Raw genomic sequence first — 20710 nt, forward strand, 5'->3', positions numbered from 1 at the left:
TTTGCCAAGTCTTGTGCGCCCGAAGGCCTTCCAACACTCATAAAAAATAAATACCCTCGTTTCCCAAAACACTCCTTTTTTGCGGAAACTCTGGACAAGCGGGAATTTTTGCGCTATAATAGGGGGACCGTGTAATTATCACAAGAAGAAAGGCATGATTATCATGAGAAACTTTTTTAAGCGGGCCGCCGCCGGAGCCGTTGCCCTGGCCATGTGCGCGGGCCTTGCCGGATGTTACAGCGAGGACAAGACCTGGGCCGCAAAGCTCGGGGAGGACACTCTGCCTATCGGCGGCTATATCTACTATCTCAGCAGCGCCTACTCTCAAGGCGCCTCTGAGGTGGGCACCGACACCGACGTGCTAAACGCCACCATTGAGGATCAGAACGCCCAGGATTGGATTAAGGATGCCGCCATGGACAGCCTCTATTCTTATTATTTTGTCAGCCAGAAATTTAACGAGCTGGGTCTCTCTCTGGACGAAGAGGACCAGACCGCCATTGAGAATGCTACCAGTTCCATGTGGGGATATTTCCGCACTCCTCTGGAGCCTTTGGGTGTGGCGCAGTCCTCTTTCCGCCAGGCCTACTCCGTCTATAATATGAAACTGAAGAAACTGATGCTGACTATGTATGGCAAGAGCGGTGAAATGGAGCTTTCCGAGGATGAGCTGAGGGAGTATTATGCCGGCAACTATACCTATTATCAATATTTCCTGGTCAACCATTCCACCACAGATGACGACGGAAACAGCACCCCCATGGAGGACGATGAGAAAGCGGAGATCAAGGAACGCCTGGACGACTATGTGGAGCTGATCAACAACGGCCGCCAAACTTTGGACGAAGCCGCCGCCAACTATGCCAACGCCTCCAGCACCGAGCCGAACCTGAGCGAGCCTGTATCTGTGCGCACCAGTTCTATGAGCGCTCTGTTTGCCGATGCTTTAAAGGAACTGGACAACGACAAGGCCACCCTGGTCGATGCCTCCTCCTATTATTATGTGGTACAGAAGCTGGACGTCTCTGACGGCTTTGAGGCCCTTTTGGAAGATCAGGACCGCATGGACAACCTGATTCTGGAAATGAAGCAGGAAGAATTTCTGGACTATACCATGGAGCAGGGTGCCAATGTGGGCGTAGAGGTCAACCAGAAAGCAATTGCCAGCGTGAAGCTCTCCAAAGTGGCCGATGCTATGGGCAAAAAAGGTGTCTCCTCTGAGGCGAGCTCTTCTGAGGCTTCTGAAACCAGCTCGGAAGAAAGCTCTGAGGAATCCTCTGGCGAGGAGTCTGCTTCCAGCGAAGAATAGACAAAAAAGAGAAAAAAGCTCTGCCGGGACATAGATCTCCGGCAGGGCCTTTTTCTCTATTTTTAAAATAGCATTTTTTGCATTTATCTTTTGACTTTTACCGCGATAGGAGTTATAATATCCATGTCGCAAGCCTGGAAACTTGAACCACGTTTTTTGAGACATCCGTATTTTCCAGCGTGATGTCTTTCTGCGTTTAAGCCGGCATATGATTTTGATTGCGGCCCCCAGCCAATTTCCGGCCGGATGGACAACGAGGATAATTGCAGGAGGTGAAGAAGTTTGGCAAAACAGACCATGCAGGCCATAAGCGATGCTGAGCGGAATGCCAAGGATGCCGTCTCTCAGGCAAAGGAACAGGGTGAAAAACTGGTTGCCGATGCCGCCGCCCAAGGAGAACAGGCTGTGAAAGCCGCCGTAAAGGAGGCTCGAAAGAAGGCCGAGGTGCTCTGCGGCGTAGCCCGGGCAGACGCAGAAAAGCTCAGCGCCGGCGTGCGCCAGGAAACTCTCTCTCAGCAAGAGAGCCTGCGCCGCAGCGCCCAAGAGAGCCGCGGCAGGGTCGTGGAAGAAATCCGTAACATTGTTTTGGGCAAAAAGACCTGAGGGGCCTAGGCTTCTCAACACAAGGAGGTTCGATGCAGATGGCGGTAGTGGAAATGAAGCGTATCCATGTGTATGCGCTGAAGAACAACCGCAAAAAGATTTTAGAAATGCTGCAGCGCAGGGCCGTTGTGGAGGTCAAAGCCCCAGAGGAGGATGGTGGGGACCCAGGCCCCTTCTCAAAAACGGATACCGCTTCCGCACGGCAGACGTTCGAAAAAAACGCCCAGTTGATTGTGAACGCTGTGGAGGTGCTGGACAGCTACGCTCCCTATAAAAAGCCCATGCTGGCTATGCTGGAGGGTCGCCAGGGCATCAACGCCCGGCAGTATGAGGAGACGGCGGCCGCCGCTCCTGAGCTGAACAAGATCGCCTCCCGCATTAACGCCCTGGGCAAGCGTATTATTGACCAGCAGGCAGAGATTGCCCGGCTGGAATCCCAGATCGACGCCCTGAAGCCCTGGATGAGCCTGGACGTGTCCATGCGCACCATCGGCACCAGCGCCACCAGCGTATTCATTGGCACCTTCCCCGAGGAGCTCTCCGAGGGGGACATCAAAACCCGCCTGGCCCAGGCTCTGCCCGAGATTTCCGGCATTGAGGCCGAGGTGGTCAGCACCCAGCCCCAGCAGACCTGCGCCTTTGTGGTGTGCCTGGGCAAATATGGAATCAAGGTGGAGGCGGCCCTGCGGGGCATGGGCTTCACCTATCCGGCGGCTCCCTCCAAGACTCCGCCCCCCGAGCGGGTGGAAGAGCTGAAAAAGCGCATCCAGGCCGCCAAGGAGGACATCGCCGCCGCTGAAAAAGAGATCGCCTCTTATGGGGACAGGCGGCAGTCCCTGCTCTTCACCGCCGACTATTACACGATGCGCGCCGACAAGTATGAGGTTTTGGGCGGCTTATGGCAGAGCCCCCATGTGTTCTACCTCACCGGCTACGTGCCCGCCGCGGCAGCCCCCAAGCTCCAGAGGGACCTGGAGGAGAAATACGCCGCCTTTGTAGAGCTGGAGACCCCCGGCGAGGATGAGGAACTGCCCGTCAGGCTGGAGAACGGCTTCTTCGGCTCCCCGGTGGAGAGCGTCATCGAGGGCTACAGCCTGCCCGGCAAGTTCGAGGTGGACCCGGCCAAGGTCATGTGCGTGTTCTACTATGTGCTCTTCGGCATGATGCTCTCCGACGCGGCCTACGGATTCCTCATCTCCCTGGCCTGCGGCATCGTGCTTCTGAAGTTCAAGAACATCGAGGAGGGCCTGCGTAAGACCATGAAGATGTTCTTCTTCTGCGGGCTGTCCACCATGTTCTGGGGCGTCCTCTTCGGCAGCTATTTCGGCGACGCGGTGGACGTGGTGGCCCAGACCTTCTTCGGCTACGGCGCGGGAATGCCCAAGGAGGCCATCCCCAGCCTGACCCCGCCCCTGTGGTTCGCCCCCCTGGACGAACCCATGCGGCTGATGCTGTTCTCTTTCCTTTTGGGTATTATCCACCTGTTTGCCGGCCTTGCCATGCAGATCTACCAGCTGTGCAGGCGGGGCAAATATCTGGACGCCCTCTATGACTCCGGCTTCTGGTATATGCTGGTGGGCGGGCTGATCATCGCCCTTGTCTCCACTGATATGTTCCAAGATATGATGAGCCTGGAGCTGGCGATTCCGTCCATTGTCACCACCATTGCCTTGGTATTCGCGGCCATTGGCGCTGTAGGCATTGTAGCCACCAGCGGCCGGGAGAGCCGGGGTGTGAAGCGCTTCTTGAAGGGCCTCTACGGCCTCTACGGCGTGTCCAGCTGGCTTTCGGACATTCTATCCTATTCCCGCCTTCTGGCCCTGGGCCTTGCCACAGGCGTCATCGCCCAGGTGTTCAACATGCTGGGCGCCATGGCCGGCGGCGGCCCTGTGGGCGTCGTGCTCTTCATTGTGGTTTTTCTCATCGGCCATGTTCTCAATCTGCTCATCAACCTGCTGGGCGCCTACGTACATACCAACCGTTTGCAGTACGTGGAGTTCTTCGGCAAGTTTTATGAGGGCGGCGGGCGCAAATTCGAGCCCTTCTCCGCCAAAACAAAATATTTTAAGATTACGGAGGAATAAAAAATGTTTGATTGGACAACGATGGGCGTTGTGTTCGCCCTGATTGGCGCTGTGCTGGCTGCCCTTATGGGTGGTATTGGTTCTGCAATCGGCGTTGGCATGACCGGCCAGGCCGCCGCCGGGGTCGTCACCGAGGACCCCTCTAAGTTCGGCAAGGTTCTGATCCTCCAGCTGCTGCCCGGCACCCAGGGCATCTATGGCCTGCTGATCGGCTTCGTCACCCTCACCCAGATCGGCGTGCTGGGCGGCGACGCCAACATGAGCCTGGCTAAGGGCCTGCTCTATTTCGCCGCCTGCCTGCCCATGGCTATTGTGGGCATGGTCTCCGCCAAGTGGCAAGCCAAGGCCTCTGTGGCCTCCATCTCCCTGGTAGCCAAGAAGCCCGACCAGTTCGGCAAGTCCATGATCTTCCCCGCCATGGTGGAAACCTACGCGGTTCTGGCCCTTCTGATCTCCATCCTCGCCATCACCAGCATCGGCGGCCTGCAGGTATGAGCCGTTCGCTGAAACCCGAGAGAGAGGAGGGAAACCTATGACCGGACTGGAATCAATACTCAACCAGATCGCCAGCGACGGCCAGAAGGAGGCCGAAGAGCAGCTGTCCGCCGCCCGGGCCAAAGCGGCTGAAATTACGGAAAAGGCCAAGGCCGAGGGCGCCGAGAAGGTCCGCGCCGCCTTAAAGGACGGCGAGCGCCGGGCCCAAGAAATCCGCGACCGGGCCCAGTCTGCGGCGGAGCTGGAGCAGCGCAACCAGATGCTGGTATTCAAGCAGGAGCTCATCGGCGAAGCCGTGGAGGCCGCGCGGGAGTCTCTGGAGAACGCCCCGGACAAGGAATATTTTGAGATCCTGCTGACCCTCTATAAGCGCTTTGCCCAGGAAGGGCGGGGCGAAATGCTGCTGAATAAGCGGGACATCGACCGCCTGCCGGACGACTTTCTGGCCCGTATGCGCAAGGCTGTGCCGGGAGCAGAGGTCACCATTTCTCCCAAACCCCATCAGGTGGAAAACGGCTTCCTGCTGGTGTACGGCGGTGTGGACATCAACTGCACCTTCCGTGCCATCTTTGAGGACGCCTATGAGGAACTGCGGGACGCGGCCGGCAAGCTGCTGTTCCCTGTGGCCTGACCCCGCCCGGAGAAAGGAAACCTGCTTCTATGACTGAAGAATACATCTATGCAGTGGCCAGGGTGCGCTCGAAAGAGCTGGGTCTTTTAAACCGCCAGGACGTGGACCAGCTTATGGCCTGCCGCTCCTATGAGGAGTGCCTGCGGACCCTCTCTGACAAGGGCTGGGGCACGGGGGAATCCTCCTCGGCAGAGGCTATTCTGGCTGCGGAGGAGGAAAAGACCTGGGCGTTCATCCACGAACTCACCGAGGATCTGACCCCCTTCCAGGTGCTCTTGTTCCCCACTGACTACAACAATCTGAAAGCCGCCATCAAGGCGGTGATTACCGGCGTAGAGCCCCAGGATGTGTTTCTGCCCGGCGGCTCTATCGACCCGGAAGTGATGCTGCGCTGCGTGCGGGAGGGAGATTTCTCCGCCCTGCCAGAATCCATGGCTCAGGCCGCGGACAGCGCCTATCACACCCTTTTGCAGACCCAGGACGGCCAGCTCTGCGACGTGATCTTGGACCGCGCCTGCCTTCTGGACGTTCTGAACTGCGGCCGGGAGAGCAAGAACGACATCCTGCGGGACTATGCGGAGCTTACCTGCGCGGTGTCCAACATCAAGGTGGCGGTGCGCGCCTGTAAGACCGGAAAAAACCGGGCCTTCCTGGAGGCCGCCCTGGCCCCCTGTGCCACCCTGAACGCGGACTCCCTGGCCGCGGCCGCCTGCAAAAGCCTGGATGATCTGTTTGCCTATCTGGCGGCCACCCCCTATAGCGAAGCCGCCGGCCGGCTGAAAGAGTCCTATTCCGCCTTTGAAAAATGGTGCGACGATAAGGTGATGGACCTGGTAAAAAGCCAGAAAATGAACCCCTTTACCGTTGGCCCCTTGTTCGCCTATGTCATCGCCCGGCGCAATGAGATCAGCACCGTGCGGATTATCCTCTCCGGCAAGCTCAATGAGTTGGACGACGGGATGATCCGGGAAAGACTGAGGGATATGTATGTATAAAATTGCAGTTTTGGGAGATCGCGACAGCATTTACGGCTTCGCGGCCCTGGGGCTGGAGGTGTTCCCAGTCTCTGACAGCGAAGAGGGCGCCAGAACCCTGCGGCAGCTCTCTGAGCAGGATTACGCCGTAATCTATATCACTGAGGCCTTGGCCGAAAAAGTTCCCGGAGAGCTGGAGCGCTGCCGGGAGGGACTGTTGCCTGCTGTAATCCCCATTCCGGGTGTGCATGGCAACACAGGTCTGGGCATCAATATGGTAAAGCACTCTGTGGAGCAGGCTGTTGGCTCCGACATCATTTTCAATGGCAATTAAAATCTATACGAGAAACGGGTGATCGGTAAACATGAGCAATGGCACCATCAAAAAAATAGCCGGGCCTCTCGTTATCGCCAAGGGAATGCGCGACGCCAACATGTTTGACGTGGTGCGCGTCAGCGAACGGCGCCTGATTGGCGAAATCATCGAGATCCACGGCGACGAAGCCTCCATTCAGGTCTATGAGGAGACTTCCGGCCTGGCTCCCGGCGAACCGGTGGAATCTACCGGCGAGCCCATGAGCGTAGAGCTTGGCCCAGGACTTATTACCAGCATCTATGACGGCATCCAGCGCCCCCTGGACGACATTATGAAGATCTCCGGCAACAACCTGCAGCGGGGCGTGGAGGTTCCCTCCCTGAAGCGGGATCTGGAGTGGGACTTTGTCCCCACCGTGAAGGAAGGCGACGAGGTAAGCGCCGGCGACATCATTGGCACTGTGCAGGAAACTGTGGTGGTTTCCCACAAAATCATGGTTCCTCCGGGAATCTCCGGCAAGATCACAGAGATTAAGGCCGGCAAATATAAGGTAACGGACACCGTGGCCACTGTGGAAACCAAAGACGGCAAAAAACCCTTGGGCCTGATGCAAAAGTGGCCTGTGCGCCAAGGCCGCCCCTACAAGGAGAAACTCTCTCCCGACATGCCCCTGATCACCGGCCAGCGGGTGGTGGACACCATGTTCCCCATCGCCAAGGGCGGTGTGGCGGCGGTTCCCGGCCCCTTCGGCAGCGGCAAGACTGTGGTGCAGCACCAGCTGGCTAAGTGGGCCGAGGCCGACATCGTGGTCTACATCGGCTGCGGCGAGCGCGGCAACGAGATGACCGACGTTTTGAATGAGTTCCCCGAGCTGGTGGACCCCAAAACCGGCCAGTCCCTGATGCAGCGCACTGTGCTGATTGCCAACACTTCCGACATGCCTGTGGCGGCCCGTGAGGCCTCCATTTACACCGGCATCACCATCGCCGAGTACTTCCGGGACATGGGCTACTCCGTGGCCCTGATGGCTGACTCCACCTCCCGCTGGGCCGAGGCCCTCCGCGAGATGTCCGGCCGTCTGGAAGAGATGCCCGGCGAAGAGGGCTACCCGGCCTATCTGGGCAGCCGTCTGGCCCAGTTCTACGAGCGGGCGGGTTCCGTCAGGACCCTGTGCTCCGGGGACCGGCAGGGCGCCCTGTCTGTTATCGGCGCGGTTTCCCCTCCCGGCGGCGACATTTCCGAGCCGGTTTCCCAGGCTACCCTGCGCATCGTGAAGGTGTTCTGGGGCCTGGATTCCTCCCTGGCCCAGCAGCGCCACTTCCCGGCCATCAACTGGCTGACCAGCTACTCCCTGTACCTGGACAACATGGCTGAGTGGTTCAACACCCACGTGGCGGAGGACTGGATCTCCCTGCGCACAGAGATCTCCGGCCTGCTTCAAGACGAGGCGGAGCTTCAAGAAATCGTACAGCTGGTGGGCATGGACGCCCTCTCGGCCCCTGACCGCCTGAAGCTGGAGGCCGCCCGGTCCATCCGGGAGGACTTCCTGCATCAGAACGCCTTTGACGAGGTGGATACCTACACCTCTCTGGAGAAGCAGCACGACATGATGCTGCTGATCACCGGCTACTACAAGAAGGCCCTCCAGGCCCTGAACGCCGGCGTGGACATCCAGAAGCTCATCGACCTGCCCGTGCGCGAGCAGATCGGCCGCTTCAAGTACACCCTGCCAGATCAGGTGAAGGACACCTTCCAGCAGGTGATGGCCCAGCTGGACAAAGAACTGCATGACGCCGCAGAGACAAAGGAGGACTTCTAATGCCAAAGGAATATAGAACCATCCAGGAAGTGGCGGGCCCTCTGATGCTGGTCAGAGATGTGGAAAACGTCTCCTATGACGAGCTGGCGGAAATCGAGCTGGCTAATGGCGAACGCCGCCGCTGCAAGGTCCTGGAAATCAACGAGGGTAATGCCCTTGTGCAGCTGTTCGAGAACTCCACGGGCATCAACCTCTCAAACTCCAAGGTGCGCTTTCTGGGCCACAGCATGGAGCTGGGCGTGAGCGAGGACATGCTGGGCCGGGTATTCGACGGCCTGGGCCGCCCCATTGACAACGGTCCCGAGATCCTTCCCGACCGCCGGGTGGACGTGAACGGCCTGCCCATGAACCCCGCCGCCCGGAACTATCCCCAGGAATTCATCCAGACCGGCGTGTCCGCCATTGACGGCCTGAATACCCTGGTCCGGGGCCAGAAGCTGCCCATCTTCTCCGCCTCCGGCCTGCCCCACGCCCAGCTGGCGGCCCAGATCGCCCGCCAGGCCAAGGTGCGCGGCACCAACGACCCCTTCGTAGTGGTGTTTGCCGCCATGGGCATCACCTTCGAGGAGTCCAACTTCTTCGTGCAGAGCTTCCGGGAGACCGGGGCCATCGACCGCACGGTCATGTTCGTGAATCTGGCCAACGACCCCGCCGTGGAGCGCATCGCCACCCCCAAGATGGCCCTGACCGCCGCGGAGTACCTGGCTTTTGAGAAGAATATGCACGTTCTGGTTATCCTCACCGACATCACCAACTACGCCGACGCCCTGCGTGAGGTTTCCGCCGCCCGCAAGGAGGTTCCCGGACGCCGGGGCTATCCCGGATACATGTACACGGACCTGGCCACCCTCTACGAGCGGGCCGGACGCCAGAAGGGCAAGACCGGCTCCATCACCATGATCCCCATCCTCACCATGCCCGAGGGCGACAAGACCCACCCCATCCCCGACCTGACCGGCTACATCACCGAGGGGCAGATCATCCTCAGCCAGGAGCTCTACCGGAAGAACGTGACCCCGCCCATCGACGTGCTGCCCTCTCTGAGCCGTCTGAAGGACAAGGGCATCGGCGAGGGCCGCACCCGCGCCGACCATGCCGCCACCATGAACCAGCTGTTCGCCGCCTACGCCCGTGGCAAGGAGGCCAAGGAGCTGATGGTGGTGCTGGGCGAGGCCGCTCTGACGGAGATCGACAAGCTCTACGCCAAGTTTGCGGATGCCTTTGAGAGCGAGTACGTGTCCCAGGGGTACAACGCCAACCGGGACATTGAGGAAACCCTGGACATCGGCTGGAAGCTGCTCTCCATCCTGCCCAGAAGCGAGCTGAAGCGAATCAACGACAAGTTCCTGGATCAGTATTACGGAAAGGTGTGATGCGCCTTGGCGAGTAAACAGATAACCCCCACCCGCATGGAGCTGACCCGCCTGAAAAAGAAGCTGGTCACCGCAACCCGGGGCCACAAGCTGCTGAAAGACAAGCGGGACGAGCTCATGCGCCAGTTTCTGGACAAGGTGAGGGAGAATAAGGCCCTGCGGGAGAAGGTGGAGGCCGGAATCCAGGCCGCCAATAAGAATTTTCTGCTGGCCCGAGCCGGGATGCAGGATCAGGTGCTGAACACGGCCATGCTGGCTCCCAAGCAGCGGGTGTCTGTGGAGAGCGGTGTGGAGAATGTCATGAGCGTGGAGATTCCCACTTTTGACTTCAAGACCCGCACTCCCGACAAGAACGACATCTTCTCCTATGGCTTCGCCTTCACTTCCAGCGACCTGGACGGGGCGGTGCAGTCCCTTTCGGATGTTTTTCCGGATATGCTCAAGCTGGCCGAGATGGAAAAGGCCTGCCAGCTGATGGCTGTAGAGATCGAGAAAACCCGCCGCCGGGTTAACGCCCTGGAGCATGTGATGATCCCCGAGCTTCAGGAGAACATCAAGTATATCACCATGAAGCTGGATGAGAACGAGCGTTCTACCCAGATCCGCCTGATGAAGGTAAAAGATATGGTGCTGAAAGACGCCCATAATTACGAGACTTTCTAGAGAACGGCAAGCAGAAAGGTCCTCCCGCCTGGGAGGGCCTTTCATTTTTATAGAGATGTACAGTAAACGCACTTGAAAATCGGTATATACCGATTTTCAAGCTGGGCGGTACAGCAGCTGCTGCGCCGCTTGGTTCAAAAGAGACATACCTCTTTTGAACTGCGTTAACTATACACTGCAAATTCGGCTTGTATTATGACTCCCGCTCTGATATAATCAACAACAGAGTATATCAGCAAATCTACGTTCAACAGGAAGATACACATAAAATCAGATCCAGGAGGATGTTAAAATGGTGCATTTAGTATATTGTGATAACGCGGGCAAGAAAGGCGAAAAAGTATTGGATAAGATTTTAGCAGGAACAAAAACAATGGTTGTGCGTGGTGCAGCGGGGAGAAAAATTCCCCATAGCAGAGTTTTTGAGGGAGAGCGGCTTTACTTCATGGAAAAAGGAAGCGCGGAAATAACGGCAACCGCCATTGTAAAGACAGTGCAGAATTACGTAAAACTGTCCGAGGAAGAAATCACAAAAACTCTTGCTGATCACCAGGACAAACTGAACCTGTCTGATAAGCAAAAGGTTCGGTGGCATAAGAAATGTTTGTGTTTGGTGGAATTTGAAAACGTGGAACAAATCTCGCCGCTTGCTTTTGACCATCAAGGAAATATGGACGATTGGCTGATAATAGAAAAAATTGAAGATGTTGTTGTGGGGACGAGCATACCATACAATTACGAAAAATCAAAGTTCTGATGCGATATAATTAATTAAGTTCAAAAGAGGTACGCCGATCCACTCCGGCTAAATACGCCGCTAGCGGGGATGGCTGGCCAGCGAAATCATGGACGGATTGCGCTCGAACACTCTTAATTGATGTAGCTTGCTATAATCTCTGCCTTTATATTGTTCAGGTTTTTAAGCCTCTTTTCTGCATCGACTATCTGATGTTCCAAATCAATCACTTTCGCGGCCACATCATTTTGCAGGGAAATTGCAGGCGCAGAAAATGAGATGCCTTGAATACGGTCAATGGAAGCGCGATAGCTGCGGGAGAAATTCAGCTTTTTTCCCTCTGTTTCAAGCATCCGCGCCATATACCGCGGATGGATTTCGTCTGTGAGAACGCGGAGGACCCCACAATGGTCGGTAGGATAAAACACCTGATCCTTCGGGTAATAATTCACCATCCAGTCGCCGTCAATCCCCCAAAGGATAGAATCCCGCGAAAAGTCCTCAATCAGCAGCTTGTCTACATGGCCGAAGGGCTCAAATACATTTGCGCTGAACACGGGGACTTTGCCGCCGGGGGTAAGTTCAGAGGCAAGAACCCGCTGGCCAATACTGACATGGAACTTGCTCCTGTCAGAAAGGCTGAATCTGTGTTGTTCGTGGCTGTCAATGGCATCCAGCTCGGTAAAAAGAGTCTCAATTCTTTCTCGGTTCTTTTCGGTTATTGTACGCAAGGCTTTCGCCTCATCATCAATCTTACCGCAATCCTGAACAATCTGTTCCTGCACTGACATTGGAGGAAGGGGTATTTTTATTCCCTTGATTGTGTCAAGCGCAAGTTCAACCTGCCCACTTGATCCGTCTGCCAATTCCTCCAATGCTTTGAATCCAATTCCAGCCGCCAAAATAAGGAGTGCATATTCCGGATTGATTTCATGATTGGGCCTGAAAATTGTAATATGACTGTCAACCACATAATCTCCCTCAAGGTCAAACATTGTAACACGTCCGGCAGTACCTACGCCGGTTGAGTTAATCAGTATGTCTCCCTTTACAAGCCTGCGTTCATCCACCTCAATGTTCGGATCAAGATAGTACTTACTGGAAAAATCAAATTCTTTGAAGCCTCTTGCTTGACCAGATTTAATCACTTGAACTCCGGATGCTCCATATACCGGAGACTTTCCACGTTTGAGCATAATCTGCAATGAGTCAAGTGTGCGTAGATTATATTTGCTCTGAAATCCTGTATTCTTCTTTCCAGTTGTCCGCATTGCTTTGTTGAAATTCACCCTTGCAAAATCCAGCATATCCGCAGCGTTTACAATGTTGGCGTACATCAAATTTTCTTCTGTCAAAACAGGAACCGTACCTTCAAAGGTCTTGCGTACTGCGCTTGCCAGCGTTCCGTCCGCCTTGCGGTTCTCCGGATCATAGAGTTTCCCGCCGGGCGCAAAAATTTGTATCCCTTCGCTGCCTTTTCGGTTGCTCCAATCATATCCTAGAAACTCTTTTTGTTCAGCATTGTCTGAAGGAGCCGTAATAATCACCGTCTGCTGTTGATAGGTGAGGGCAAAATAGAGCAACTTCTCAAACTCCACAGACTTGACGAAAGAATAAAACCGCCGTCTCAGCTCCTCGTTTTGTTCTGCTTCCGTCTTTTTCAGAAAAGATTTTGAGTTTCTCAAATTCCTTATTTCAGTGGAAAACTCAAAGGAATCCGTGTACATTTTAAAATATTCAAGATTTGCGAACTGGCGAATTTCCAGAGACTCGCTGATAAACGCTTGATACGCTTGTTCGTCTGCCCCTATCTGTGCCAGATAGGCTTCATAAATTTCCTGATCTATCCAATCTGTTAGATCACTGCCGGCGAGAATGGCATGCACGCTGTCCATCAATAAATCTTTCCTTTTGGGGGGCTCATCGTACTTCTCAAGGAACAGCACAATCGTATTTGTGCCCGTGGCGCCAAATGTTTTGCTGCCGAACTTCACAATGGCCCGAATCAAAAAATTCTGTAATATCAATTCTCTTGCACCAATATAGCTCGCAGAGTCATTACTCAAAATGCTGGACGGCAAAATAACAGCGGCAATCCCTTTTGGCTTTAGGAGCTGTACAATACGCTCCACAAACAAGACCTCGATTTCGCTGCCGTTCTCTCCTATATGGCGCAATAGCTCCAAGCGGTTATTTTTAAGCTGTAAATGTGACTTAAATGACGCGACAGAATAAGGGGGATTGGCAACCAGCACATCAAAACTCTCGTTTTCAATGTGCTTATCCGACGCGTTTTCAAGACCATCGCCAAAAATAATATTGCCCTCGCCAGCGCCATTCATAAATAACGATATCTTTGATATGCGGGCAAGACGGTAATCCTTTTCAATGCCGAATATGTGGTCGCGCACCCATAAGTTCGTTTTTTCATCCGGCTCTGCAAACGCATTAATCGCTTCAACCGCCTCTGTCAGAAAATGCCCGGCGCCACAGGCATAGTCAATTACCCTGGGATATACACAGCCTGTGTCATGATACACGAGCCGTTCTATAGGAATGCAATCCCAGATAAAACGCGTAATTGGCATGGGGGTAAAAAACTGCCCTTCGTTTTGTTTAAAGCCCTTATTTAAGAGCTGCTCAAACAAATCGCCAAGGAATTGATGCTTTGAGGGATATACAATCTGGTATTGTTCAAAGAGCTGGACTACCTCAACCAGTATTTTCCCATTCTGGCGAAACAGTTCCTCGTTATGCACATCCTTGAATGAAAAATCATTGTTTGAGAAGAATTTCAGGATTCGGATTTTTTCTTTCAAATCCTCCATGGCCTTTTGGCGCTTCTGCCCCGTATATGTGGTAAATAGCCATTCCGGGTAATCGGCAGGGACATAGAAGATTTTCTCGCGCATGAAAGTCTCCATTCCCTGTGTATGTAATCGCTGCAGACGGTCCTGCAAGGATTCATATGTATCCGTCCCTTGCTTATACTGAAATTCTACTTCGTCATTTTCACTTTTGGTACTTTCATCTACAAGTTTACAAATAAAAAGAGCCACAAGCCGATTAAATGCATTCTCTTTATCGCTGACATTATTGTGCCGCAGTATCTCCTCAAATTTATTTACGATTTTATCATCTGGAGTAAACTCCCGAAGATCTTTTTTCAGAAGAGGCTTGATCCCTATTTGATATGCCCTGCTCTCTTCAGAAAAAATGAGGTCGTCATACATTTTGCAGGAGTACGTCTCCCGCCACACTTCGTATAACTGCTCTTTTGTATAGGCAGTCTGATAGGCTAGAATGGATTGATCCGTCTTTGCATCTTCCAGGACACTTTTATAATCAGAGCAGTTGATTGTTGGCGCTTTGTAGATAATTTTGCCCTCAACAAAGTCAGAGGCATATAGTACCAGCCACTTTGTCGCCCGTTCCTGTTGCCAATAGGAAAACAACTGATCCCCATCGGCCAAAGTCTTTTTTAGAGATTGGTCGAATTTATTTCCATATGTCTTGCATTCAATAATGAATAGCATTAAACCATCGGGATCGGAAACACAAATGTCCGCGCGCCCGCCTTTCTGTTCATGCCCTAACTGCCATACTTTTTCAAGTTCAATATGTTCTGGCCGATACCCCTTATCAAGGAGACGACTTACACATTCAAACACAACAAAGTTTTCTTTTTGACTAAAACTATCATTTCTCTTTCGTCCCTTAATTTCTGACGGATAAATAAGTTTTTTTTGTGCAAAATCGACCTTCATTTCACAATCAAATTCTGGGAACACTCGCGAAAAAGTCAGTTCATTTTTTATGAATTGCAATGAAGCTAAAGCAGCTTCAAAATCGTGGACAGTTATCATTTTATTTCCTCCGTTTTTTATCCTTTCTTCTAAAACAATCGGCATAAGACCTATGTATGGATTCCTATATTCTATGTATTTTGATCTATATATCCCAATGATTTGGCCATTGCATCCAACAATGTTATTTGCCGGCTGAGGCCGCCGGTGCTATAAATCCACATATCCTTGGCCTGCAAAAAATCCCAATTTGCAAATTTAATTTGTCGTAGCATACAGCCATGCTTATTCTCCCCTCAAATAATTTTTTATTATATCACAAAGCCCGTCAACATTCCAGATATTCTTGGTCAGGCCGGCAAATTTATTTACAAGGATTTGCCTTTTTCGCATATAGCGCACGAAAGCCCTCTGTCAATCTACAGGGGGCTTTTCACTATGTATAAAGGGAGATAGCGGAGAGGGGAGATTTGCGAATATGACATCCATTTTGGCCGTAGAAGATGCAGAAATTGCTTTGAACTTATAAATTAAGTCTGGGTAGACCAAAAGGAAACCCAACTGGCCGAAATTGAATCCAGCATTTTGCGTATGCTCATGCAGCATCCCAAACAGATTTTTTCGACACAGCGGCACAGTGATGATTCCTATCCGTAAGCCGCGGGTAAAAATAGAAACCGCCCCCCAAAATCCTGCACGGATTAAAACCGTATGGGAAAAGGGGAGCGGTTCGGGGAGGACAAAAGCTGAATAAACGGCAGAGCTTGGCATGACAGTTTATCCATTCCGCTGATTCTATCCGGCCTGTTTTGCACAGCGCTGTTTGCCGCAATACACTTTCCTTTGCAAAATTATTCTATAGACAAATCCAACACGCCGGAATTTCAAAAACAGGTCACAGAGCCAAGGAAATCCCTCAGAAATAATCGCTATTTTGTGTGACTTTTTATGCTTGCCAGCGATTCCCGCATAGCCTCCTTCACCCCGGCATCTGTCTCTTGTTCCAACCGATGCATCAGAACGCTCTCAGCGTAGCTGCCCTCCGAGCTGGCGAAAGATTCCGCCGCAGCCTTGCGTTGCACCACATCCCCATCGTCCATCATCTCGGCCAAAGCACCCAGCACGTCGATCTGACTGGTGAATCCGCCCAGCGCTTCAATGGCTCTAAGACACACCTGTCGGTCTGGATCGTGTAGGAAGGAGAGCAACTTATCCACCTTTCCCTTTGTCGCAAACTTCTCGATTTTTTCTAATTTACCCATTTTTACAGTCCCTTTCATTAAGAGTTTTTTATCGGAATCTGGCCGGCAGGATAGTCGTCCAGCGCTTCACGTTCGCTCTGCTTTTTGCTTAGCTTGTGCAGCAGGGGCAGGCCGATCAGCACCGCCAATATGGTGACGCAGATATCCGCGCCGGTCTGGGCATAGAGCAGGCCGTTAAGCCCCCAGAGATGATTGAACAGGTACAAAAGCGGAATGTAAAACAGCAGCTGCCGGCCCAGATTCAATAGCATGGACCGTATGCCGTCGCCCACCGCCTGGAAGGTGCACATCACGGTCATTTGGATTGCCATGAAAGGCACTACCCAGGCATAGGCTCGGAGAAACCGCACCCCCACGTCAATAATCCGCGGGTCGCTGGTGAACAGCCGCAGAAAGCCGGGGGCAAGCCACAGGAAGGGGATAAGCAGGGCCAGGCATACCCCTGTGCCGGAAATCAGGCTGAACTTCATGGCGGAGAGCATACGCTTATAATTGCCCGCGCCGTAGTTGTACCCGGCAAAAGGCATGTAGCCGGAGCTGTAGCCGATGGTGATCATGAACACCATGGTGGTCAGCTTACCCGCCACGCCATAGGCGGAAATCACATAGTCACCGTAGCCGCTGGCCAGGTTGTTCATCATGATATTGGAAAGGCTCATGATGATTTGAGAGATAGAGCTGGGCAGGCCGATTTTCAGAACCTCCTGCAAAATTCTTCTGCTGGGGTGGAAGTCCCGGGGAAAAATAGAGAGGGAAGTCTTGCCCCGCAGATAAATGCTCAGATAGTAGATAACGGCGAATACATTGCCGATAATGGTGGCCCAAGCTGCGCCCGCAACCCCCTGATGGAGCAACAGGATAAATACCGGGTCCAGCACAATGTTCAACCCGGTGCCGATCACCATGCCGATAACAGCCTCCTTCATCTTACCCTCCGAGCGCAGCAAGGCGGGTAGTACAGCCTGTAAAGTCATAAAGACGCTGAATCCGGCCACAATCTGCACATACTGCCGGGTGGGGCCTACGGTTTCGGCGCTGGTGCCCAATACCCTTAGGATCGGTTCCATAAACAGAAAGCAGAACACTGTCATTAAAAGTGTGACGGCTACCGAAACATATGTAGCCACCACGCTGGTCCGGCGGGCCTCTTTCTGTTCACCGGCCCCCAGGCAGCGGGATACATAAGACGGTGCACCGTTGCCGAACACGTTCCCGATGGCCTGGATCACCATAAACACCGGGAAAGCCAGGGATATGGCCCCCAGCTGGATGGGATCGTCCAACAGGCCGATAAAATAGGTGTCGGTCAGATTATAGATCAGGGAAACGATGGTGGAGAGCAATGTTGGGATGGATAAGGTTAGGATTGCCTTTGGCACCGGCGTGCGCTCCATCAGTGTGATATTTTGGGTATCCAAATGTGCATACAGCCTCCTTCCAGAATCGGGCATGGATTTGAAAAATAAGCCCAAAGAATTGCTTATTCATCACATTTGTATTATAATAAAGAAAAAACTGGCCAGCAATGGCCAGTTTTCGGGTTCTTGGTGCTTAATCATCAGGTTTGAGAAAAATGTAGATTAGGTGGTGCTTCCATGCGAAAACCTCAGGACGACCTGCGATATCAAAAAACAGAGGAGCTAATTCAAAGAGCGTTCCGGGAGCTGATGGGCGAGATGGACTATTTACAGATAACCATACAAAAGCTGGCGGACCGGGCGCGGATCAACCGAAAAACCTTCTACCTACACTATTCGTCGGTAGACGAGCTGCTGCTGAAAATGCAGAAGCAGATTGTGGATGAGTTTTTAGCGCCTATCAAGAATGCAAAGCTGCCGGGTGATTTGGAAAAGGTAGTGCGCAACTGCTATGTTGCCTCAGAGAAGGCGGACGCCATGAACGAGAAAATCCTGCGCAGTAAGGGACGGTTCCCGGTAGATAACCAGCAGCCCGGCGAACAGGAGCTCGAGCTTTTTGAACCAGACTATTACCGCTATACCTCATGGGAACGGCCATACCTTGCCACATTTGTGAACATGTCGCTTGGCGCCATTTACCGCCACTGGGTAGAGGCGGGGCGAAAGGAGCCTATGGAGGATATGATACAGCTGACGATCCGGCTGCTTTCCTGTGGGCTAGGGGAGTAAACCGAGTTAAACTTCGGCTGGAGTCTGTATTAAAATCGGATTTTTGTGCAAGGACGGTCCATTTGCAGAACGAAAACCGTGAATTGTACTGCCGTACCGCGAAGATTTCCAGGCTGCAAAGGGATCGTCATCGAGCATAAAGATGGTATTTGGGAGTTTTAAGACAGACTCTAATATCTGCCCTGCAAATTTTTAAAACTGGTTTCCAGACAGTCAAAGGGGCTACCCTGGCAGATATCCTGTTCCACCAGCAGGTGCTTTGTGCCGCTTTTCTTGAAAGCCTCCAGAATCCGTGGGAAGTCTAGATTTCCTTCCATCACAGGAGCCATGACAGGCTCCCAGTCTTTTACCGCCATATCTTTCAGATGCACGCAGGGAAGCCGGCCGTCCAGCTTCTCAATCCATTGGCACACGTCTCCGCCTCCCATCTGTACCCAATAGGTGTCCAAGGTAAACCCCATCTCCTCCGGGGCGAAGCTCTCTATCAGGGTATCCATCACTAACTTGCCGCCAAATTTCTGAAACTCCACATTATGGTTGTGGTACATTAGGAGCTTCCCGGCAGCGGCTATTTTTTTAGCCGGTTCTCTAAAGTCCTCCCGAAAATGCCAGAGCCACTCCGGGGAACAATATTTTTTCGGCATCATACCAATACCAATATAGTCGCAGCCCAGAACTTCGTGCTCTCGGATTACCGCTTCGGTATCATTTAAAATCCGATCTGGATTGGTGTGGGTAAGCACAATTCTTAACTCGTGGCGGTCGCAAAGGGCTCGAACCTTTTCCGCTGGAATCGGTCCGATTGCGGAAAGCTGCACCGTTTCATATCCAATGTCCGCCACTCGGGCTAGGGAGTAATCCAGGTCCCGTTCTGTCTGCGTATATTCCCGCAAAGTATATAGCTGAGCACCCAATGTCATTTTCATTCTCCTCCAAGACCAATAAAATTTTTCGCTTTTAGAAAAAATTGCATTTGAACTTGGCTGCAAAGCCGCCGAACTTAAGAACCGGCTTTGTCGGTTCTTAAGTTAATTTACTATATTATACCAGACTGTTTATGGACCTTCAACGGAAAAAACGAAAAAAGCATTTCCCCAGTAAGTCCAAGAATTTACTTACGGGATGCCCTTTCGGCCCTTACCGATACTCGCCGCAGGGGGCTGCTGGGATACTGCATACCTTCTGGATATTTACACTTCAGATTAGGTGAGTCTTTTTTTGGGGATTTCTATCCAGCAAAAAAATAGAAAATCCCCTTTACATTTCCCGTTGTTTGTGGTAAAATAAAAACATCTAGTAGATTTGAATCTTTTTATTAGAAAGCGTATTTCTATGAAATAGCCAGCACTTGGAAACAGGAATTAGAAATATAGATAGGTTTATGTTGGCTGCTGTGGGACGGTGCTTTTTATATTGGTTTGATAGTTTATGGGCTCGTGGCTCAGCTGGGAGAGCGCCGCGTTCGCAACGCGGAGGTCGAGGGTTCGATCCCCTTCGGGTCCACCACCAGCGTGACGCTGGATTCAGTTCGCGCACTCAGGTTTTCTGAATGCGCGAACTTTTTTTACCCACAAGGGAACGGTACATTTCATTTTAAGAAACGGGAAAGAGGAAAGAAGTATGCAGAAGCTGGTCTATTTGAGCAACAGCAGGGACTATACGGAACAGGGTAATATCAACGAGAACAAATATTTCACAAATGTAAACTCACTGTTGGAGAAGGGCTGGCAAGTCGCCCATATCACCCCTAACATGGTTCAAATCGACGACAAACAGAACCTCCCCCGTAAAGAAACCTTCGCGGCCTTCGTCCTTTTGGAGAAGCCGGAACAGGACGAACAGGAATAAGGTAAGAGCTGACAGGCCTGCGAGAGCGTTTGCTTTTTGGCGGGTCTGTTTTCTTTTGTGAGCGGCCCAAGTTTCCAGTTGAGCGTATTCCTGCTTTTGAGCCTCTGCCCCAGCCAGACACTTTTCAAGTTCTTCCTGCGCGTCTGTGAGAGCAGCCGTCAACTCGGTTATTTCTTCTTTAGCTTTCGCAACAAGGTCATTGAGCAGGTCTATACTCAACTTGCTTTGCCCTCGAATAACCTTGATGGTTTCGGCCTCATAGTCGGCCAGTTCGCGCTGTTTCTCGTCAATCTGTTTGCTGGCAATGTTGCATCGCGCCCGGGCCAATTCAATAGCCTTTTCGTGGCCCTCGGCTATGATTTTGTCCGCTGACGCGGCCTTTACCTTGCCTAATTGGTAGCGGATGATTCTATCCATAATGCCATCCAGCTTTATCATGCCATAGCCGGATTGTCCTCCACATTCGCCGGGGTGCCGGGCGTTGTAGGTGCAGGTATAGCGGAACCTCATCTATCACCACGGCGCTCCAAACCTCTATGCCGTTCTGGACGAACCACTCCACCACAAAGGGCGTTTCATCGTCCTTGCGTCCCAGGCGGTCAAACATATAGACAAGCAAAATTTCAAACTTGCCTTGTACTACG

19 protein-coding genes and 1 tRNA gene are annotated in these 20710 nt (G+C 52.6%); 13 read left to right on the top strand and 7 right to left on the bottom strand.

What is annotated here, in order from left to right:
* The first annotated feature begins 154 nt into the window (after positions 1-154).
* From D7X94_RS04790 to D7X94_RS04840, 11 genes are all read left to right on the top strand, one after another.
* Positions 155-1309, top strand: a complete 1155-nt coding sequence (locus tag D7X94_RS04790; protein WP_147401660.1) for a hypothetical protein — start codon at positions 155-157, stop codon at positions 1307-1309.
* A gap of 282 nt (positions 1310-1591) precedes the next feature.
* Positions 1592-1912: a hypothetical protein gene (locus D7X94_RS04795; protein WP_120426602.1), complete on the top strand. Its 321-nt coding sequence runs from the start codon at positions 1592-1594 to the stop codon at positions 1910-1912.
* Positions 1913-1950: 38 nt separating this feature from the next.
* On the top strand, positions 1951-3996 hold the full coding sequence (locus D7X94_RS04800) for a V-type ATP synthase subunit I (RefSeq protein WP_120426603.1): 2046 nt from the start codon (positions 1951-1953) through the stop codon (positions 3994-3996).
* A gap of 3 nt (positions 3997-3999) precedes the next feature.
* Positions 4000-4491 (top strand): V-type ATP synthase subunit K, encoded by a 492-nt coding sequence (locus D7X94_RS04805; protein WP_243111178.1) that lies wholly within the window; start codon positions 4000-4002, stop codon positions 4489-4491.
* 37 nt (positions 4492-4528) lie between these two features.
* On the top strand, positions 4529-5122 hold the full coding sequence (locus tag D7X94_RS04810; RefSeq protein WP_120426604.1) for a V-type ATP synthase subunit E: 594 nt from the start codon (positions 4529-4531) through the stop codon (positions 5120-5122).
* Between the two features lie 29 nt (positions 5123-5151).
* Complete coding sequence (locus D7X94_RS04815) at positions 5152-6117, top strand: V-type ATPase subunit (RefSeq protein ID WP_120426605.1); 966 nt, start codon at positions 5152-5154, stop codon at positions 6115-6117.
* Entirely contained in the window at positions 6110-6430 is a 321-nt protein-coding gene (locus tag D7X94_RS04820; protein WP_120426606.1) for a V-type ATP synthase subunit F, read from the top strand. Before D7X94_RS04815 ends, D7X94_RS04820 begins: the two co-directional genes overlap by 8 nt.
* A 31-nt stretch (positions 6431-6461) precedes the next feature.
* Positions 6462-8231, top strand: a complete 1770-nt coding sequence (locus D7X94_RS04825; protein ID WP_120426607.1) for a V-type ATP synthase subunit A — start codon at positions 6462-6464, stop codon at positions 8229-8231.
* Entirely contained in the window at positions 8231-9604 is a 1374-nt protein-coding gene (locus D7X94_RS04830; protein ID WP_120426608.1) for a V-type ATP synthase subunit B, read from the top strand. The genes D7X94_RS04825 and D7X94_RS04830 overlap by 1 nt, the downstream gene beginning before the upstream one ends.
* Before the next feature lie 6 nt (positions 9605-9610).
* Entirely contained in the window at positions 9611-10267 is a 657-nt protein-coding gene (locus tag D7X94_RS04835; RefSeq protein WP_120426609.1) for a V-type ATP synthase subunit D, read from the top strand.
* A gap of 292 nt (positions 10268-10559) precedes the next feature.
* Complete coding sequence (locus D7X94_RS04840; RefSeq protein ID WP_120426610.1) at positions 10560-11024, top strand: hypothetical protein; 465 nt, start codon at positions 10560-10562, stop codon at positions 11022-11024.
* A 113-nt stretch (positions 11025-11137) separates the two neighbouring features.
* Here D7X94_RS04840 and D7X94_RS04845 read toward each other — a convergent pair whose 3' ends face one another.
* The 4 genes from D7X94_RS04845 to D7X94_RS04855 all read right to left on the bottom strand — a co-directional run bounded on the left by D7X94_RS04845 (position 11138) and on the right by D7X94_RS04855 (position 17489).
* Positions 11138-14869 (bottom strand): N-6 DNA methylase, encoded by a 3732-nt coding sequence (locus D7X94_RS04845; RefSeq protein ID WP_158590894.1) that lies wholly within the window; start codon positions 14867-14869, stop codon positions 11138-11140.
* A gap of 354 nt (positions 14870-15223) precedes the next feature.
* Positions 15224-15580: a hypothetical protein gene (locus D7X94_RS18115; RefSeq protein WP_147401661.1), complete on the bottom strand. Its 357-nt coding sequence runs from the start codon at positions 15578-15580 to the stop codon at positions 15224-15226.
* Positions 15581-15738: 158 nt separating this feature from the next.
* Positions 15739-16071: a HEAT repeat domain-containing protein gene (locus D7X94_RS04850; RefSeq protein WP_158590895.1), complete on the bottom strand. Its 333-nt coding sequence runs from the start codon at positions 16069-16071 to the stop codon at positions 15739-15741.
* A 17-nt stretch (positions 16072-16088) separates the two neighbouring features.
* Positions 16089-17489 (bottom strand): MATE family efflux transporter, encoded by a 1401-nt coding sequence (locus D7X94_RS04855; RefSeq protein WP_158590896.1) that lies wholly within the window; start codon positions 17487-17489, stop codon positions 16089-16091.
* A gap of 177 nt (positions 17490-17666) precedes the next feature.
* Here D7X94_RS04855 and D7X94_RS04860 point away from each other — a divergent pair, with 177 nt between their 5' ends.
* Entirely contained in the window at positions 17667-18218 is a 552-nt protein-coding gene (locus tag D7X94_RS04860; protein WP_120426614.1) for a TetR/AcrR family transcriptional regulator, read from the top strand.
* A 170-nt stretch (positions 18219-18388) separates the two neighbouring features.
* Here the strand turns inward: D7X94_RS04860 and D7X94_RS04865 are convergent, their stop codons facing one another.
* A complete protein-coding gene (locus D7X94_RS04865) occupies positions 18389-19138 on the bottom strand; it encodes a sugar phosphate isomerase/epimerase family protein (protein WP_120426615.1) in 750 nt (249 codons plus the stop codon).
* 510 nt (positions 19139-19648) lie between these two features.
* On the opposite strand from D7X94_RS04865, the gene D7X94_RS04870 reads away from it, so the two are divergent.
* Positions 19649-19724, top strand: a tRNA-Ala gene (locus tag D7X94_RS04870).
* A 201-nt stretch (positions 19725-19925) separates the two neighbouring features.
* Here the strand turns inward: D7X94_RS04870 and D7X94_RS04875 are convergent.
* A complete protein-coding gene (locus D7X94_RS04875; protein ID WP_147401662.1) occupies positions 19926-20483 on the bottom strand; it encodes a hypothetical protein in 558 nt (185 codons plus the stop codon).
* A complete protein-coding gene (locus D7X94_RS18720) occupies positions 20476-20685 on the bottom strand; it encodes a hypothetical protein (protein ID WP_199715011.1) in 210 nt (69 codons plus the stop codon). Before D7X94_RS18720 ends, D7X94_RS04875 begins: the two co-directional genes overlap by 8 nt.
* Positions 20686-20710: the final 25 nt, after the last annotated feature.

Origin of the sequence: Acutalibacter sp. 1XD8-33 (assembly GCF_003612555.1) — a bacterium.
Classification (GTDB): domain Bacteria; phylum Bacillota; class Clostridia; order Oscillospirales; family Acutalibacteraceae; genus Acutalibacter.

Bases quoted from the DNA above. Each gene is read 5' to 3' on its own strand.
- D7X94_RS04860 (WP_120426614.1), top strand. From the start codon at position 17,667: ATGCGAAAACCTCAGGACGACCTGCGATATCAAAAAACAGAGGAGCTA.
- D7X94_RS04830 (WP_120426608.1), top strand. From the start codon at position 8,231: ATGCCAAAGGAATATAGAACCATCCAGGAAGTGGCGGGCCCTCTGATG.
- D7X94_RS04810 (WP_120426604.1), top strand. From the start codon at position 4,529: ATGACCGGACTGGAATCAATACTCAACCAGATCGCCAGCGACGGCCAG.
- D7X94_RS04850 (WP_158590895.1), bottom strand. From the start codon at position 16,071: ATGGGTAAATTAGAAAAAATCGAGAAGTTTGCGACAAAGGGAAAGGTG.
- D7X94_RS18115 (WP_147401661.1), bottom strand. From the start codon at position 15,580: ATGCCAAGCTCTGCCGTTTATTCAGCTTTTGTCCTCCCCGAACCGCTC.
- D7X94_RS04820 (WP_120426606.1), top strand. From the start codon at position 6,110: ATGTATAAAATTGCAGTTTTGGGAGATCGCGACAGCATTTACGGCTTC.
- D7X94_RS04825 (WP_120426607.1), top strand. From the start codon at position 6,462: ATGAGCAATGGCACCATCAAAAAAATAGCCGGGCCTCTCGTTATCGCC.
- D7X94_RS04800 (WP_120426603.1), top strand. From the start codon at position 1,951: ATGGCGGTAGTGGAAATGAAGCGTATCCATGTGTATGCGCTGAAGAAC.
- D7X94_RS04815 (WP_120426605.1), top strand. From the start codon at position 5,152: ATGACTGAAGAATACATCTATGCAGTGGCCAGGGTGCGCTCGAAAGAG.
- D7X94_RS04840 (WP_120426610.1), top strand. From the start codon at position 10,560: ATGGTGCATTTAGTATATTGTGATAACGCGGGCAAGAAAGGCGAAAAA.
- D7X94_RS04865 (WP_120426615.1), bottom strand. From the start codon at position 19,138: ATGACATTGGGTGCTCAGCTATATACTTTGCGGGAATATACGCAGACA.
- D7X94_RS04845 (WP_158590894.1), bottom strand. From the start codon at position 14,869: ATGATAACTGTCCACGATTTTGAAGCTGCTTTAGCTTCATTGCAATTC.
- D7X94_RS04790 (WP_147401660.1), top strand. From the start codon at position 155: ATGATTATCATGAGAAACTTTTTTAAGCGGGCCGCCGCCGGAGCCGTT.
- D7X94_RS04805 (WP_243111178.1), top strand. From the start codon at position 4,000: ATGTTTGATTGGACAACGATGGGCGTTGTGTTCGCCCTGATTGGCGCT.
- D7X94_RS04875 (WP_147401662.1), bottom strand. From the start codon at position 20,483: ATGGATAGAATCATCCGCTACCAATTAGGCAAGGTAAAGGCCGCGTCA.